Annotated in this window: 15 protein-coding genes; 8 read left to right on the forward strand and 7 right to left on the reverse strand. The window is 63.9% G+C overall.

Annotation, left to right across the window (positions count from 1 at the left end; translation table 11 throughout):
* Positions 1–11 precede the first annotated feature (11 nt).
* Positions 12–335 (reverse strand): hypothetical protein, encoded by a 324-nt coding sequence (locus tag LB556_RS13920; RefSeq protein ID WP_411908592.1) that lies wholly within the window; start codon positions 333–335, stop codon positions 12–14.
* A 249-nt stretch (positions 336–584) separates the two neighbouring features.
* Positions 585–1,202, reverse strand: coding sequence for an outer membrane protein (locus LB556_RS13925; RefSeq protein WP_224567898.1), 618 nt, complete (start codon positions 1,200–1,202; stop codon positions 585–587).
* A 487-nt stretch (positions 1,203–1,689) separates the two neighbouring features.
* Between LB556_RS13925 and LB556_RS13930 the strand changes: the two genes are divergently transcribed.
* The gene (locus LB556_RS13930) at positions 1,690–1,953 is read left to right on the forward strand and encodes a DUF6460 domain-containing protein (RefSeq protein ID WP_224567900.1); all 264 of its coding nucleotides are present in this window, start codon (positions 1,690–1,692) and stop codon (positions 1,951–1,953) included.
* A 3-nt stretch (positions 1,954–1,956) separates the two neighbouring features.
* On the opposite strand, the gene LB556_RS13935 is transcribed toward LB556_RS13930, so the two are convergent.
* Complete coding sequence (locus LB556_RS13935; protein ID WP_224567902.1) at positions 1,957–2,859, reverse strand: histone deacetylase; 903 nt, start codon at positions 2,857–2,859, stop codon at positions 1,957–1,959.
* A 130-nt stretch (positions 2,860–2,989) separates the two neighbouring features.
* Here LB556_RS13935 and LB556_RS13940 point away from each other — a divergent pair, with 130 nt between their 5' ends.
* Positions 2,990–4,330, forward strand: a complete 1,341-nt coding sequence (locus tag LB556_RS13940; RefSeq protein ID WP_224567904.1) for an MATE family efflux transporter — start codon at positions 2,990–2,992, stop codon at positions 4,328–4,330.
* Here the strand turns inward: LB556_RS13940 and LB556_RS13945 are convergent.
* Both LB556_RS13945 and LB556_RS13950 read right to left on the reverse strand, forming a co-directional pair.
* Positions 4,323–5,402: a quinone-dependent dihydroorotate dehydrogenase gene (locus tag LB556_RS13945; protein ID WP_224567906.1), complete on the reverse strand. Its 1,080-nt coding sequence runs from the start codon at positions 5,400–5,402 to the stop codon at positions 4,323–4,325. The two genes, LB556_RS13940 and LB556_RS13945, sit on opposite strands and share 8 nt — an antisense overlap.
* Positions 5,399–5,749: a DUF952 domain-containing protein gene (locus LB556_RS13950; protein WP_224567908.1), complete on the reverse strand. Its 351-nt coding sequence runs from the start codon at positions 5,747–5,749 to the stop codon at positions 5,399–5,401. Before LB556_RS13950 ends, LB556_RS13945 begins: the two co-directional genes overlap by 4 nt.
* Positions 5,750–5,855: 106 nt before the next feature.
* On the opposite strand from LB556_RS13950, the gene LB556_RS13955 reads away from it, so the two are divergent.
* Together LB556_RS13955 and LB556_RS13960 are read left to right on the forward strand one after the other, a co-directional pair.
* Positions 5,856–6,290 carry a hypothetical protein gene (locus LB556_RS13955; protein WP_224567910.1) on the forward strand — a complete coding sequence of 145 codons (435 nt, stop codon included), beginning with the start codon at positions 5,856–5,858 and terminating at the stop codon, positions 6,288–6,290.
* 123 nt (positions 6,291–6,413) lie between these two features.
* The gene (locus tag LB556_RS13960; RefSeq protein WP_224567912.1) at positions 6,414–7,073 is read left to right on the forward strand and encodes a response regulator transcription factor; all 660 of its coding nucleotides are present in this window, start codon (positions 6,414–6,416) and stop codon (positions 7,071–7,073) included.
* 60 nt (positions 7,074–7,133) lie between these two features.
* On the opposite strand, the gene LB556_RS13965 is transcribed toward LB556_RS13960, so the two are convergent.
* The gene (locus tag LB556_RS13965) at positions 7,134–10,622 is read right to left on the reverse strand and encodes a NahK/ErcS family hybrid sensor histidine kinase/response regulator (RefSeq protein ID WP_224567914.1); all 3,489 of its coding nucleotides are present in this window, start codon (positions 10,620–10,622) and stop codon (positions 7,134–7,136) included.
* A gap of 248 nt (positions 10,623–10,870) precedes the next feature.
* Between LB556_RS13965 and mscL the strand changes: the two genes are divergently transcribed.
* Positions 10,871–11,293 (forward strand): large conductance mechanosensitive channel protein MscL, encoded by a 423-nt coding sequence (gene mscL, locus LB556_RS13970; protein WP_140749249.1) that lies wholly within the window; start codon positions 10,871–10,873, stop codon positions 11,291–11,293.
* 107 nt (positions 11,294–11,400) lie between these two features.
* Entirely contained in the window at positions 11,401–12,567 is a 1,167-nt protein-coding gene (locus tag LB556_RS13975) for a pyridoxal phosphate-dependent aminotransferase (protein ID WP_224567916.1), read from the forward strand.
* Positions 12,568–12,607: 40 nt separating this feature from the next.
* On the opposite strand, the gene hemA is transcribed toward LB556_RS13975, so the two are convergent.
* Positions 12,608–13,885: a 5-aminolevulinate synthase gene (gene hemA / locus LB556_RS13980; protein ID WP_224567918.1), complete on the reverse strand. Its 1,278-nt coding sequence runs from the start codon at positions 13,883–13,885 to the stop codon at positions 12,608–12,610.
* 280 nt (positions 13,886–14,165) lie between these two features.
* Here hemA and galE point away from each other — a divergent pair, with 280 nt between their 5' ends.
* On the forward strand, positions 14,166–15,161 hold the full coding sequence (gene galE / locus LB556_RS13985) for a UDP-glucose 4-epimerase GalE (protein ID WP_224567920.1): 996 nt from the start codon (positions 14,166–14,168) through the stop codon (positions 15,159–15,161).
* A gap of 104 nt (positions 15,162–15,265) precedes the next feature.
* Positions 15,266–16,516, forward strand: coding sequence for a D-amino acid dehydrogenase (locus tag LB556_RS13990; RefSeq protein WP_224567922.1), 1,251 nt, complete (start codon positions 15,266–15,268; stop codon positions 16,514–16,516).

Genomic DNA, 16,516 nt, shown 5'->3' on the forward strand with positions numbered 1-16,516 from the left:
GGCGCGGCTGTTCATTCGCATTCGAGCTTTGGCTGGCGGAAATTGGTGATGAACCAGCGGCCGCCGGAAGCGCGGGCGTAAAATGTGTAGAAGCATTCCTGCCGCTCGATATAGCCGGGCGTTTCGGTCTCTTCATAGACGGTTCCGTGCTTTGTGTGGCGAACCTCGCCGCTGGATGTCCCCGAAACCGCTGACGTCGAGACCTGGCGCCACTGATAGGCGCGCTCTCCCTGGCCGAGTTCGACGATGGCCGTCGGCGGACCGTAATCCAGAACGACCGATTCGACCGGTTGGCCAACATAGTTCTTCATGATGTCGGAGGCGCAGCCCGCCATTGCGAGTGCGATCGCAACCAACAATAGCCTGGACGTCCGTCGGCCGGGGTGATGCGTGGACATTGCTGATTCCCATGGTGAAATTCACCCGGGGGACCTAGATCGCGAAGATTACATCCACATTGCGACCAGCATGGAATGCTCTTTGCATCGAGGCGCCGCCTGCGTCCGGGCAGCGAGGGCATCAACAACAAGGTCGCGCGATGCCGTTGCGGCCATCGCGCGACCGAGGTCGCCTACTTGCTGTTTCTAGAACCGGTAGTTGATGCCGGCTTTCAGCTCATGGCTGCCGATCGTCTCCTTGGAACCGCCAAGGGCCGATGTCGTCTCCACGCCGGGGGTGCGGACATAGTCGTACTCGACCTTGGCCGAGAGGCCGCCGGCGAAGCCCTGCTCGATGCCCGCGCCGACGAGGTAACCGGCCTTCCATCCGTCGCTGCTCCTCACACCGTCACCCTTTTCGAATCTGGTCATAGCCACGCCACCGGTTCCGAACAGCAGCGTCTGGTCGAAGCTCACGCCGGCCTTCGCCTTGGCCGCGCCACGCCATTTCTCTTTGATCTTGCCGCCCCGGACGTCGTGTTCGGCACCACCCAGATAGGAACCTTCGATCTCGGCGCCGAGGACCGCCGGACCCATCTGCTGGTTGTAGCCGGCCTGCACGCCGGCGTTGAAGCCGTTCCGGCCGGCGAACGGGTTCGGCATCCCGGTGAATGCCGTGCCGCCATGGATGCCGACATAGGCGCCGCTCCACTGGAAGGCGGGGGGATCATTGTAGGCAGGTGCGAGGTCGGCGGCCATCGCTGGCCCGAGAAGGCACAGAGCGAGGGCACTCGCCGTCAGGACGATCTTTGCTTGAGAGGGCACGAGCATTACTCCAACACAAACGCGCATCCGACAAATCGATACGCGGGTTAATTCCCCAGGAGCATGACCGTTGGGTCGGTCATCCTCCGATTGGCGTCTTTCAGGGATGGTCGCGCGGTTCTGGGGACCGGCTTTCGCCGGCGGTGGTAGGGTCAGAGCGCCGCGGACCGTCACCTGAAAGACGCCTGATGTCTCGCAGGTGAAAATTGCACGCACATTGCGCAAAACTGAAAAGTGACGATTTTGTGCTTTATTTTCAATACATTAAAACGAACTTGTTTACCGCTTTTTAAGAATTCTGCTCTTGGGGAGCGGGAAGCTCGATCACTTGTTCGAGAAAAAAGCCTCCCCAGTTGCCGTTGTGGCTTTCCGCGGCAGCCCGGCGCTAGCAAGGCGCCTTGGCGCGTGCTGGCTTGATGGACGATCACCAAGCACGTATCTCTGGGCGGTGCCCGTGAGTCCCGGGCATCTCAATCGGGAGACGGCCTTGTCCGCACTGACGCGCTTTCTCGGCGACTCGCCGCTCAGGGTTGTCCTGAAGCTGCTGGTGGTATCCTTTCTCGTCGGTCTGGTCATGAACGCCTTCGGCTGGTCGCCGATGGATGTGTTCTACGGCATCCAGAAGTTCTTCATCGACCTTTGGAATCTCGGCTTCCATGCCATCGACCGCTTCCTCGGCTACATCCTGCTCGGGGCCGCGATCGTCGTGCCGGCGTTCATCCTGCTCAGGATCGCCAACTACCGCAGGTGACCTTCAGGCATAATCCGACGCCACCTCGAACAGGATGGCGTGACGCGCGGCGAGCGCCGGCACATCGGTGGAATAGCCGCCGCCGATGACACCGCAGACAGGAATGCCGAGCGCCCGAAAATGGCCGATGACCATCTCGTCGCGGGCGCGCAGGCCGCTGTCGGAAAGCGCCAGCCTGCCGAGCCGGTCCTCGGCATGGACGTCGACGCCGGCATTGTAGAAGACGATGTCCCAATGCGCGCGGCTGGAGAGTTCCGGCAGGATGGTGGCAAGTCTTTCCACGTAGGCGGCGTCGCCCGTGCCGTCGGGCAGCGCAACGTCGAGGTCGGAGGCAATCTTGCGTACGGGGTAGTTGCGCTCGCCATGCATGGAGAAGGTGAAGGCGCGCGGTTCATCGCCCAGAACGTCCGCCGTGCCGTCGCCCTGATGCACGTCGAGGTCGACCACCAGGATGTTGTGCGCGGCGCCCTCTTCGAGCAGGACCAGCGAGGCGACGGCGACATCGTTGAAGGTGCAGAAGCCGGCGCCTTGCAAGCGTCGCGCATGATGGCTGCCGCCGGCGGCGTTGCAGGCAATGCCGTGGCGCAAGGCAAGCCGCGCCGCCGCCACCGTGCCGCCGGTGGCAAGCTGCGCGCGCAGCGAGACGCGCGGGCCAACCGGAAAGCCGATCTCACGCTCGATTTTTTCCGGCACCGAACAACGGATGACCTGCTCGACATACTCCGCCGCATGAGCGAGCTTCAGCCACGACGCCGGCGCGGGTTCGGCGGTGTTGAGCGCCCCGGGTCTGGCTAGGCCGCGTGCCCGCAAGGTCTCCATCAGCAGCGGATATTTGCTCATCGGAAAGCGATGGCTGGCGGCGAAGCCGGCGTCGTAGTCGGGGTGATGGACGATCTGCAGGGGCATGAACTGGGTCGGACGATTTCGCGCCAGAGCGGAATTTCGGTTGGCCGTAGCGGAAGGGCGATTGCGCGGTGGCCGGAAAATGGGGCACATCGGTTCCCCGATCAAGCCGCAATCAGCAAGGCAGCAATCCTTGGACAAGGGTGCCATCCCAGCCGACGCCAGAGCCTTTTCCGTCACCAACCGCTCTGTGCTTGCCATCGCCGTGCCGATGACGCTCGCCTATCTGACGACGCCGCTGCTTGGCTTGGTCGATACGGCTGTGGTCGGACAGTTCGGTGATGCCGCCTTGCTTGGCGGACTGGCCGCCGGCGCGCTGGCTTTCGACGTCGTCTTCACCACCTTCAACTTCCTGCGTTCAGGCACCACCGGCCTCGTCGCCCAGGCTTTCGGGCGTGGCGATGCGCTCGGGGAACAGGCGGTGTTCTGGCGCGCAGTGCTGATCGCGGTCGTTGCCGGCATCGTGCTGGCAGCGCTTTCGCCGCTCATTGCCGTTGGCGGCCAGTGGTTCATGGATGCCGGACCGCGCGTCAGCGAGGCGATGGGCGTTTATGTCAGGATCAGGCTGCTCGCCGCGCCGTTCTCGCTGATCAACTACGCCGTCCTCGGTTACGTGCTGGGACGCGGCGAGGGAGGGCTCGGGCTCGTCCTGCAACTGGTGCTCAACGGCATCAACATCGCGCTCTGCTTCCTGCTCGGCCTCGAACTTGGCTGGGGCGTTTCCGGCGTCGCCTGGGCAACCGTCACCGGTGAATTCCTCGCCATGCTGCTTGGTCTCGCGATCGTGGTGCGCCGGTTCCGATCCAGCCCGCCCTTGCCTCGCCACCGCCTGCTCGACATGAGCGCCTTCCTGCGCATGCTGTCGCTCAACCGCGACATCATGATCCGCTCGTTCTCGCTGCTTGCCGCCTTCGCGCTGTTCACCCGCCAGGGCGCGCAGTTCGGCACGGTGACGCTCGCCGCCAATGCCGTGCTGATGAATTTCTTCCTTGTCGCCGGCTATTTCCTCGACGGTTTCGCCACCGCCGCCGAACAGCTCGCCGGCCGCGCCATCGGCGCGCGTGCGGTGCAACCTTTCCGGCAGGCGGTCCGCCTGACCCTGTTCTGGGGATTCGGCTTGGCCGGTGGCGCGACATTGGTGCTGTTGCTGGCGGGCACCAATCTGGTCGCCGTCGTCACGACATCGCAGGAGGTCCGCGCGGCGGCCGACGTATATCTGCCCTGGGCGGCGTTCACCGCGCTGAGCGGTGTGCTTGCCTTCCAGATGGATGGCGTTTTCATCGGCGCGACATGGTCGCGCGACATGCGCAACATGATGCTCTTGTCGTTCCTCGTCTTTACCGCCGCGCTGATGACGCTGGCACCCGCCTTCGGCAATCACGGCCTGTGGGCCGCGCTGCACGTTTTCCTGCTGGTGCGGGGATTGAGCCTGCTGACGATCTTGCGGCTGCGGATTCAAACCGCGTTCAGCTGAGCGGCTTCGACGCCCAGCGATCGAGATGACTGTCGCGCAACTCGCGCATCGACCTGAGTTTCTCCGTTTCGGCAAAGCGTGCCATCCCGGCGACGATCCGGCCCGGCAGCGCCGGTCCGGCATAGATCATGCCGGTGTAGAGTTGGACGAGATCGGCGCCGGCACGGATTTTTTCCAGGGCCGTCTCCGCCGAATCGACACCGCCGACACCGATGATGGCCATGTCCGGCCCAAGCAGCTTGCGCATCTTGGCCAGTGCGATGGTCGAACGCTCGAACAGCGGCTTTCCGGAAAGCCCGCCGGTCTCCCGCGCGGCATCGCCGCTGCGCAGCGCCGGCCGTGAAATTGTGGTGTTGGAAACGATGATGCCGTCGATCCGCTTTTCCATGACCTCGGCGGCGATATCCTCCAGCTCGGCCTCGACCAGATCCGGTGCGATCTTGAGGAAAACCGGTGGCTGCGCGAGCGCCGCGGCACGCGCTGCCATTACGCGTGACAAAAGTTCGCCGAGCTGTTCGCGCGCCTGCATGGTGCGCAGACCCGGCGTGTTGGGGGAGGAAATGTTGACGGTGAGATAGCTGGCATGGGGCGCGAAGCGGGCGACGCCGCGCTCGTAGTCGCCGACGCGGTCGGCGCTGTCCTTGTTCGCGCCGATGTTGACGCCGACAATACCGCCGCGCCCCTTGCGCGCCACCAGGCGCTTTTCGGCCGCGGCGTGACCTTCATTGTTGAAACCCAACCGGTTGATGACGGCTTCATCCGATGTCAGCCGGAAGATGCGCGGCTTCGGGTTGCCGGATTGCGGCAGGGGTGTGATGGTGCCGACCTCGGCGAAGCCGAAGCCCAGCCCAAGCAGCGCGTCGGGCACCTCGGCGTTCTTGTCATAGCCGGCGGCCATGCCCAGCGGATTGGGGAAGTCGAGACCGCAAAGGTCGACTTTCAGTCGTGCATCGGGCGCCATGCGGGCACCGATCGGCAGGCCGCAGCGCAGTGCCGCGATCGACAGGCCGTGCGCGGTTTCCGGATCGAAGGTGAACAGCAGCTTCTGGCCGATCCGGTCGAGCACGCTCATTGCCCCTCCAGGGCCGGGAACTGGTGGATGCCGTCGGCATCAAGCGGCAGCGGCTTGACCCAGAGCACCGCATTCAGGTCGAGCACGCCGTAGAGGTGCGGAAACAGCGCACCGCCGCGCGAGACCTCGTATTTCAGCGCATCGCCCAGCCTGCTCCCGTCGATGGCAACCAGCAAAAGGTCTGTCTGGCCCGAGAAATGCTTTGCCGCGGTTTCCCCGGCCTGAGCTGCCGTCGAAAAATGGATGAAGCCGTCGGCGATGTCGATCGGCGCTCCGGTGAAGCGGCCATTGGCTTCGGCCTCGCGCCAAGGCGCTTGCGGGGTTATCTTGTAGATAATCTGTGACATGGTTGCGCTATAGTCCGAACCAGTCGCGCGGGGAAGTCCACGCCAAGGGTCGTCCCCATTTCCGGCGCAAACATGCGATATTCAGTCCTTGGCCAAGGAGGACAACATGCGTCTGCAGCACATCTTGATCCCCGCCGCGCTCGTTTCGCTGGTCGCGGCTTCTGCTTATTCGGAAGGAACCGACCGCTACCGGCTGGAAAAGTCGGCCACCGGTTATATCCGCATGGACACCCAGACCGGCGCGATGTCGATCTGCGAGGAGCGTTCGGGTCAGCTCGTTTGCAAGATGGCTGCCGATGAACGCGCCGCTTTCCAGGACGAGGTCGATCGCTTGCAGACCTCGATGAAGGCAATGGACGAGCGCGTCACCAGACTGGAGAATTCGCTCTCCGCCCGCCTCGAATCGAAACTGCCGAGCGAGGAGGATTTCAACAAGACGATGAGCTACATGGAGCGCTTCCTGAAGGGTTTCATGGGCATCGTCAAGGATATGGAAAAGGACAACGGCGGCGGCGCCCAGCTCAACTCGCAGAAGACCTGAGCGCCGTAGACGAGGGAAAACGCGGCGCGTTGGCTTTGCTGCTTGAAAACAGCGCGCGGCCCCTCATAATCGTCCGACTGATCCCGCAAAAAAGCAGTAAATCGGGGATTCGGGGAGGAACATTTGCCGTCAGGCTATTCTTTCGTCATCGCCGACGATCACCCGCTGTTCCGTGGCGCCTTGCGCGAGGCGCTTGCCGGCATCGGCAATGTCATCGCCATCCACGAGGCCGGCGATTTCGAAAGCGCCAAGGCGCTGGTCGTTGCCAATGAAGACGTCGATCTGGTGCTGCTCGACCTGTCGATGCCTGGCGCCAGCGGGCTCTCCGGCCTGATTTCGCTGCGCGGCATCCATCCGGCGGTGCCGCTGATCGTGGTGTCGGCGCATGACGATCCGGCGACCATCCGGCGCGCTCTCGATCTCGGCGCCTCCGGTTTCATCTCCAAGTCGGCCAGCATGGAAGAAATTCGCGCCGCCGTGCAGTCGGTGCTCGCCGGCGATATCGCGGCACCTGTCGGCGTCGATCTCGGTGTCGAACGCGATCCCGAGATATCGGACCTGATCAAGCGGCTGCAGGCGTTGACCCCGCAGCAGACACGCGTGCTCGGCATGCTGGCCGAAGGCCTGCTGAACAAGCAGATCGCCTATGAGCTCGGCGTCTCCGAAGCCACGATCAAGGCGCACGTCTCGGCCATATTGCAGAAGCTCGGCGTTGACAGCCGCACCCAGGCGGTAATCCTGCTGTCCCGGATCGGCAGCGACCCGCTGCAGCCGGCGGGCTGAGCCCATCTGCCTGGTGCTCGACTATTCCCGCTGAGGCAGGTGAGGGCCTGGTCTGGCGGCTTATTCGGCGGCCGATGCCAGCGGCCTGACCCTGGCCATCATCGAGCGCAGCGCCGCCGGCTTGAGTGGCTTGTTGATCACCGCAATCTCCAGCCCGCCCGCCGCCGCCCGCACCTCGTTGGAGCGGTCGGCAGTGATCAGCATGGCCGCAAGGCTGTCGCCATGGATCGCACGCAGCGCGGCGATGATGTCAAGACCGGTTTCGCCGTCGAGATGATAGTCGGCAAGCACGATGTCGGGGCGGCGCAGCCCGGCGTTCTGCAGATCCCGTGAGCCGGACGCCGTGTCGACGTTGCACCCCCAGCCTTCGAGCAGCAGCCGCATGCCCTCGAGGATGCGGGGGTCATTGTCGATGCATAGCACATGCAGCCCGGATAGCGAGGCCGCCGCGCGGGCCGGCGTCCTGGTCTCGACCTCACGTCGCGGCTCCTGAACCGCCGCGACTGGCAAGATGACGGAAAAGCGCGTGCCCTTGCCCGGGTTGGAGAAGATGCGGATTTCGAGCCTGAGCACTCGTGCGATGCGGTCGACGATGGAAAGGCCGAGCCCAAGACCTTCGGCTTCGCGTGCGCCCTCGTCCAGTCGGGTGAATTCATGGAAGACGGTGTTGAGCTTGTCGCCTGCAATGCCGATGCCGGTGTCGATGACCTGGATCTCCGCCAATTCGCCACGGCGCCGAACACCGACAAGGATGCGGCCCCGGCGGGTGTATTTGATGGCGTTGGAAACAAGATTCTGGATCAGGCGGCGCAGCAGGTTGCGGTCCGTCGTCACGGTCAGTGAGCACGGAATGATGGTCAGCTCGAGCTTTTTCTCCGCCGCCATCGGCCGAAAATCATTGCCGATCTGGCGCAGCAATCCGTCGAGATTGAAGGCGGTGTCATCAGGCTTCATCGCGCCGGCATCGAGGCGCGAGATGTCGAGCACCGCGCCCAGGATGGTCTCGACCGATTCCAGCGAGGATTCGATGTTGATGGCAGCCTTGCCAGCCGGCCCCTTGCCGGCCTTCTCGATCAGCGAGGAGCAATAGAGCCGGGCGGCATTCAAGGGCTGCAGGATGTCGTGGCCGGCGGCGGCGAGGAATCGCGTCTTGCCGAGATTGGCTTCCTCGGCGAGCATCTGCGCCTGCGCCAGTTCCTCGTTGACCCGGGTCAGCTCGATGGTGCGGGTCTTGACGCGCTGCTCCAGCGATTCATTGGCGCGCTTCAACGCCAGGTCCTGCTCGACGCGTCCGGATATGTCGGCATAGGTGGCGACGATGCCGCCATCGGGCATCGGGTTGGAGCGCAGTTCCAGGATGCGGCCACTTGTCTTCAGTTCCATCTGCCAAGGGCTGACGAAACTGGTCAGCCGGTTGAGCATCGTCACGCGCTGGTCGCCTGGAATGTCGCCGCGCTCGGCGAGATGGCCAAGGATCTGGTCGAGCGAAACGCCGACCTGGCCCATCTCGTCGGGCAGGTCGAACAGTGCGCGGTACTGGCGGTTCCAGCAGATCAGCCGGAAATCGCGGTCGAAGACGGTGATGCCTTGCTCCATCTGGTCGAGCGCGATCTGCAGCAAGTCGCGGTTGTGCTGCAGCGCTTCCGTGGCATCGTCGAGCAGGCGGAAGGCGTCGCGGGATTCGCGGTCGCGGCGGCGGAACAGCAGCGACAGGATCAGCCGCGCCGAGGAGGAGCCGACGGCGCTGGCCAATAGCTGCTCGGAAAAGCGGATGACATCCATGCTGGCCTGCTCATTGCCGTACAGGGAGGTGCCGTTGCTCTTCTCGAAGGACTGAAAGGATCGCTCGGTGCGTTCGACGCCGAGATAGCGTGCGATCGTGTCCTTGACATCGTTGACGGTGATGGCGGTGCGGAAGCGGCGCAGGCTCGGCATCGGGCCGGCTTCGCGCGGCACGAAGATCGATGCCTGGATGCGCTCCAGCGGCACCGATGCGCGCGAGAGCGACCCGAAGACGAAGAACAGCGCGTTGACCGACAGGCTCCAAAGCACGCCATGGTTAAGCGGTTCGGCGACCGTGCCGAAAAGTGCCTGCGGCCGCAGCGCCTCGAAGCCGAACAGTCCATGCACGATGATGCCGGTATCGGGCGCGACGAGCGACGGCACCAGCAGCGTGTAGCCCCAGACCAGGATGCCGGCGACCATCCCGAGTGCCGCGCCGCGGCCGTTGGCGCCGCGCCAGATCAATCCGCCGATCAGGGCCGGCGCGAATTGCGCGATCGCCGCGAAGGACATCAGGCCGATCGAGGACAGCCGGGCGCTGTTGGTGCTCTCGCGATAGTAGAGAAAGGCGATGAACAGAAGAATGAAGATCGACGCCCGCCGCACGTTGAGGATGAGCGTCGACCAATCCTCGCTCTCGGAAGTGGTCGTTCGCAACAGCCGGCGCACGAACAGCGGAATGATCAGGTCGTTGGAGATCATGATCGACAGCGCCACGCTTTCAACGATGACCATGGCGGTAGCGGCCGACAGGCCGCCGATAAAGGCCGCCATGGCCAGGAAATCGTGGCCGCTGAACAACGGCAGCGACAACACATACAGGTCGCTGCTCGTCCTTGTGCCGACCAGCGTCAGGCCGGCAAAGGCGATCGGCAGCACGAACAGGTTGATGGCCACGAGGTAGAGCGGGAACAGCCATGTCGCGGTTCGCAGTTCGGCCTCGCCGCGGTTCTCGACGATAGTGACGTAGAACTGCCGCGGCAGGAGGATGATGGCGAAGCCGCTCAGGCAGGTCAGCACCAGCCAGGTGGCGAGCGACGTCGAATAGCCCATCGCCTGCCGGACCTGGCCATTCTCCGCCAGGCGGTCGAACATGTCGCCGGGACCGCCGAAGATCAGGAAGGTGACCATCAGGCCGATGGCCAGGAAGGCGGCGAGCTTGACCACGGTCTCGACCGCCACCGCCAGCACCAGCCCGTCCTGGTGTTCGGTGGCGTCGGCATGGCGTGTGCCGAACAGGACCGCAAACAGCGCAAGCAGCATGGCGACGACCAGCGAGATGTCGCTGACGAAGGGATCGAAGGAGGGCGGCGAGCCCGTATAGTGCTCGACCATAAGGCTGACCGAGCCGGAGATCGCCTTCAATTGCAGCGCGATATAGGGCACGGCGCCGATGGTGGCGATCAGCGTGGCGATCGCGGCCACGGTGAAGCTTTTGCCGTAACGCGCGCCGAGGAAGTCGGCGACCGAGGTGATCTTCTCGGTCTTGGCCAGCCTGACGAGGCGGTTGAGCAAGGGAAAGCCGAACACGAACACCAGTACCGGGCCGGTATAGATGCCGAGGAATTCGAGGCCGCGTTCAGAGGAAAGGCCGACCGATCCGAAGAAGGTCCAGGACGTGCAGTAAATGGCAAGACTGAGCGCATAGATGAAAGGCCGTGCCCGGCCAGGCCCTGAAACCGCCGAGCGGCGGTCGCCCAGGCTGGCGATGGCGAACAGCAGCGTCACATAGGCGATCGCAATGATGACGATGAACAGGCCCTGCACGCCGGCAACTTCCTCCCGGTGCCGAATTTCAATCCGGCTTGTCCAGACGCAATCACAGCTTGGCGTTCGAGTCCATCACGGCTTTGGGCGCATGAAGCGCCTGATTTCAAAGGGTAACGCAAGGTAAGGGGAAACCGGCTGTTTTTTCCCTTTTGTCCATGTTGCAACTTCCGGTTTTTGTTATGTTGGATTTGGGCCGGAGCCGGGAAGGTGGGAGCGGCAGCGCGGCCGGTCATAAGGAGGGACGAATGCTGAAAGAATTCCAGGAATTCATCTCCAAGGGCAATGTGATGGACTTGGCCGTCGGCGTCATCATCGGCGCTGCCTTCGGCAAGATCGTCGATTCCCTGGTCAACGACATCATCATGCCGATCGTCGGAGCTATCTTCGGCGGATTGGACTTCAACAATTACTTCATTGGGCTTTCCTCGGCCGTCAACGCCACCTCATTGGCGGACGCCAAAAAGCAGGGCGCCGTTTTTGCCTATGGCAGCTTCATCACCGTCGTGCTGAACTTCCTCATCCTCGCCTTCATCATCTTCCTCATGGTCAAGGCCGTGAACAACATGCGCAGGCGCCTGGAGACGGAAAAACCCGCGCCAGCGGCAGCCCCTCCGCCCGCTGACGTGCAGCTTTTGACCGAAATCCGCGATTTGCTGGCCAGGCGATAGACGGGACAGGGTTCTCTGGACCAAAACCCCGGTCGTTCGCGGCCGGGGTTTTCTGTTCTCGTATCTGGTAAGCAGCGCCTACGAATGCCTAAGACACGGACATGCCGATGACCCTGATCCAGACCCTGCGCCCCGAAGCTCTGGCCGCGCCTGAAAGCGGTATCGTCGCCGTCGTCAACTACGGCAGGTTGCGCGAAGGCCTGATCCCGCTCTGGGCCGGCGAGGGCGACCTGCCGACGCCGTCCTTCATCACCGATGCCGCGTCGAAGGCGCTGGCCGGCGGCGAGACGTTCTACACCTGGCAGAGGGGCATCCCCGATCTCAGGCAGGCGCTCGCCCGCTACTATGCCAGGCACTTCGGCAAGACCTTCCCCGAGGAGCAATTCATCGTCACCGGCTCCGGCATGCATGCCATCCAGCTGGCGCTCGATGCGCTTGCGGGAGCTGGCGACGAAGTGATCTACCTGTCGCCCGCCTGGCCGAATTTCGACGCCGCCGCCGCCATCGCGGGTGCCGTGCCGGTGCCGGTCACGCTCGACCATTCCGGAAATGGCTGGTCATGCGACGTCGAGAAGATCGCGGCGGCGGTCACGCCGCGCACGAAGGCGTTGTTCATCAACACGCCGTCCAATCCGACCGGCTGGACCGCCGACCACGAGGCCTTGCGGGCGATCCTCGATCTCGCGCGTGCGAAAAACCTGTGGATCATCGCCGACGAGATCTATTCGCTGTTTCACTATGGTCATGGCCGCGCGCCATCCTTCCTCGACATCGCGGAGGCGGAAGACCGCATCCTGTTCGTCAACAGTTTCTCCAAGAACTGGGCAATGACCGGCTGGCGCGTCGGCTGGATCAAGACGCATCCAAGCCTGCAGCAGGTGTTCGAGAACCTGATCCAGTATTCGAACTCGGGCGTCGCCCAGTTCATGCAGCGCGGCGCGGTCGCGGCGCTCGACGAAGGCGATGCCTTCGTCGCCGAACAGGTGGAGCGGGCACGCAAAGCGCGCGACTTGGTCTGCGGCATTCTCGGCGCCACCGGCAAGGCGCGCTTCACCGTGCCGCAGGGTGCCTTCTACCTGTTCTTCACGGTCGACGGCATCACCGATTCCCGCAGCGCGGCCTTCGACATTGTCGACAAGGCCAATGTCGGCCTGGCGCCCGGCACCGCCTTTGGCCCTGGAGGCGAAGCGTTCCTGCGGCTGTGCTTCCATCGCCGCCTCGACCAGCTCGAGGAAGCGGCAAACCGGCTGGCAGAGTGGATGAAGACTGTCTGAACAGGCGGCGGCACCCGCCGCCTGAGTTCCGCCGCTTCGCCTAGCCGCCCGACTTTGGCACCAGAAGCGGAATGATGCGGTCGCTTTTGGCCACCGAAGGGCGTCCGGCCGAGCCATAGGGAATGCCGAGCGCGTCCCAGGTTTCGACCAGCGCGTCCTGCAGTTCGGCGATCAGCGCGTCGGAGTGGAACGGCGTCGGCGTGATGCGCAGCCGCTCCGTGCCGCGCGGCACGGTCGGGTAGTTGATCGGCTGGATATAGATGCCGTGCACGCCAAGCAGGCGGTCGCTGGCCATCTTGCACAGTTCGGGATCGCCAACCAGCACCGGCACGATATGGGTCGCAGAGTCCATCACCGGCAGGCCGGCGGCCGACAGGATCTGCTTGGTCCGGCTCGCCTGCCGTTGCTGGGCGTCACGCTCGGCCTGCGAGCGCTTGAGATGGCGGATCGACGTCGTGGCCGCGGCCGCGACCGCCGGCGGCAGCGCGGTGGTGAAGATGAAGCCCGGCGCGTAGGAGCGCACCGCGTCGATGACGGCGCTGGTGCCGGTGATGTAGCCGCCCAGCGTGCCGAAGGCCTTGGCCAGCGTGCCTTCGATGATGTCGATGCGGCCGGCCAGGCCTTCGCGCTCGGTGATGCCGCCGCCGCGCGGCCCGTACATGCCCACCGCATGGACCTCGTCGATATAGGTCATGGCGTTGTAGCGCTCGGCGAGTTCGACGATCTCGCTGATCGGCGCGATGTCGCCGTCCATCGAATAGACGCTCTCGAAGACGATCAGCTTGGCGCGTTCGCGGCCCGCCGCCTGCAGCAGGCTTTCCAGATGCGCGACGTCATTGTGGCGGAAGATCTTCTTCTCGGCGCCCGAGCGCCGCACGCCCTCGATCATGGAGGCATGGTTCAGTTCGTCCGAGATGATCAGGCAATTGGGCAAAAGCCGCGCGATGGTCGAGATCGAGGCTTCGTTGGAGACGAAACCGGAGGTGAAGACGAGCGCCGCTTCCTTGCCGTGCAGATCGGCGAGCTCATGCTCGAGCTCGACCAGCGGGTTGGACGTGCCGGAGATGTTGCGGGTGCCGCCGGCGCCGGAGCCCATCTTGCCGGCCGCGTCCTGGAACGCGGCGATGACGTCGGCGTGCTGGCCCATGCCGAGATAGTCGTTGGAGCACCAGACGGTGATTTCCTCGGCGCGGCCGTTGCAACGCCAGATGGCGCGCGGAAACTTGCCCGCGATGCGCTCCAGGTCGGCGAAGACGCGGTAGCGACGCTCGGCATGGAGCTGGTCGATCGCTTCCTCGAAGAAACGCTGGTAATTCATGTCGACTTCCCAATTTTGCGCGGGATCATAATCATTGCCCGATTGGTCGTCCACCGGGCCATTTTGGTCAAAATGCCACGCCCCGCAGCTGTTCCTAACGATGGCGGATCGTGGCCTATTCCCACTTCACGGCACGCTCAGTGGATCACTTTTGTTTCAGCACGATGCCACATCAAGTGAACAAAGGTTACCAAGAGTTCTAATGGCCATCCGCCAGGCTTTCCAGTAAGGCGGTCGTTGAGACAGTTTCCGATAAATCTTGGGTAAGCGAGGATTTGGGATGACGGTTTTGGTGACAGGCGGCGCCGGCTATATCGGCAGCCACATGGTCTGGGAATTGCTGGATGCGGGCGAGAGCGTGGTCGTTCTCGACCGGCTTTCCACCGGTTTCGAATGGGCGGTGGCGCCCGAGGCAAAACTGGTCGTTGGCGATGTCGCCGACAAGGAATTGGTGGGCTCGGTAATCAGGGAGAACAAGGTCGACGCGATCATCCATTTCGCCGGTTCCATCGTCGTTCCGGAATCTGTCGCCGATCCCCTCGGCTATTATGAGAACAACACCTGCAAGACGCGCACGCTGATCGAGACCGCAGTGCGCGAAGGCGTGCCGAATTTCATCTTCTCCTCGACAGCCGCCGTCTATGGGGGCGCCGGGCTGGAGCCGGTGCGCGAGGATGCCCGCCTTGCGCCGGAATCGCCCTATGGCCTCTCCAAGCTGATGAGCGAGTGGATGCTGCGCGATGCTGCGATCGCGCACGGCCTGCGCTATACGGCGCTGCGCTATTTCAACGTCGCGGGCGCCGACCCGAAGGGCCGCACCGGGCAGTCGACGCCGGGGGCCACCCACTTGATCAAGGTCGCTTGCGAAACCGCGCTCGGCAAGCGTCCTTTCATGCAGGTGTTCGGTACCGATTATCCGACGCCCGACGGCACCTGCATGCGCGACTATATCCATGTCAGCGATCTGGCCGCCGCGCATCGCCTTGCCCTGCAGCGGCTGCGCGCGGGCGGCGCCAGCCTCGTCGCCAATTGCGGCTACAGCCACGGCTATTCGGTGCTCGAGGTCATCGACAGCGTGCGCCGCGCCTTCGGCCATGATTTCGAGGTCAGGATGGGCGACCGGCGTCCCGGTGATGCCGCGGCGGTGGTTGCGAATTCCGATCTCGCCCGGTCCGAGCTTGGCTGGATTCCGCAGCGCGACGATCTCGACCGGATCGTCAACGACGCGCTGGCCTGGGAGCGCATTCTGACCGGCAAGAACTCCGCGCGGGGCTGAGACCGCGCTGCTTCCAAGGGCTCGCAAGGCCTGCGGCGACGCGCTATGGAAGCATTCGCGACACGGCGTGGAGGCGCCGTGCGCGAGAGCCTTTGGGGGATGACATGAAGATAACAGTGCTTGGGGCCGGCGTTGTCGGTACGGCGGCGGCCTATTACCTTGCCGCCGACGGTCACGAGGTCACCGTGATCGAGCGCCATCCGGCTCCGGCGCGGGGTACCAGTCAGTCGAATGCCGGGCTGGTGTCTCCGGGCGATGCCACCGCCTGGGCCTCGCCGGCTGCACTTAAGACGTTCCTGCGCGGGCTCTACAATCATGATCTCGGCATCAAGGTGCGGCTGCGCTTCGATCCCTATTTCCTTGCCTGGAGCCTGCGCTTCCTGCGCCAGTGCACGGTGGCCCGCCTGCGTGCAAACAGCCAGGTCAAGCTGCGGCTCGCGCTCTATTCGCGCGACTGCATCAATGCCATCTCCAGCGACACCGGCATCCACTACGACGAGCGCAAGAAGGGCATCCTCTATTTCTTCCGTTCGCAGCACAGCCTCGACACCGGCACCGAGAATTATCGCTATCTGGCCGAGCATGGCCTGCCGATCGAGATCGTCGGCCGCGACCGGCTGGTCGAGCTGGAACCAGGTCTTGCCGGCGTGAAGGAGAAGATCGCCGGCGGCGTCTATTCGCCGATCGACCAGACCGGCGATTCCCGGCAGTTCGTGGAAAATCTGGCCGCCTACGCCGCCGAAAAGCTCGGCGTGACGTTTCGCTACGGCACCACGGTCGAGGGCTTCGACATAGAGGGCGACCGGGTGCGCGCGGTGATGACCTCGGCCGGGCCGGTCACCGGTGACGCCGTCGTCATATCGATGGGTCCCGAAAGCGGTCTGCTCGGCCGCCGCTACGGCATCGACCTGCCAATCTATCCGGTGAAGGGCTATACGGCGACGATACCGCTGGAGGATGAGAGCAAGGGCCCGACCATGGGCGGTGCCGACGAGGATCAGCTGATGGCCTATTCGCGCCTTGGCAATCGATTGCGGTTGGCTTCGACCGCCGAATTCACCGGTTTCGACCGCACCCATAAACCCAGCGACTTTGCAACCATGTTCAGGACCGGCAAGGACCTGTTCCCCGGTGCCTTCGACGAGAAGAAGGCGGAGCTGTGGGCAGGTTTGCGGCCAATGATGCCGAACTCTGTGCCGGTCATCGGACAGGCGAAATACCGAAACCTCTACCTCGACACCGGCCACGGTCATGTCGGCTGGACCATGGCCTGCGGCTCGGGAAAATTCCTCGCCGACCTCGTTGCCGGGCGCAAGCCGGAGATCGATCCAGAGGGATTGGTCTATAGGCGATAA

The sequence above is a fragment of the Mesorhizobium sp. ES1-4 genome (assembly GCF_020164745.1).
In the GTDB taxonomy this organism is placed as follows: domain Bacteria; phylum Pseudomonadota; class Alphaproteobacteria; order Rhizobiales; family Rhizobiaceae; genus Mesorhizobium.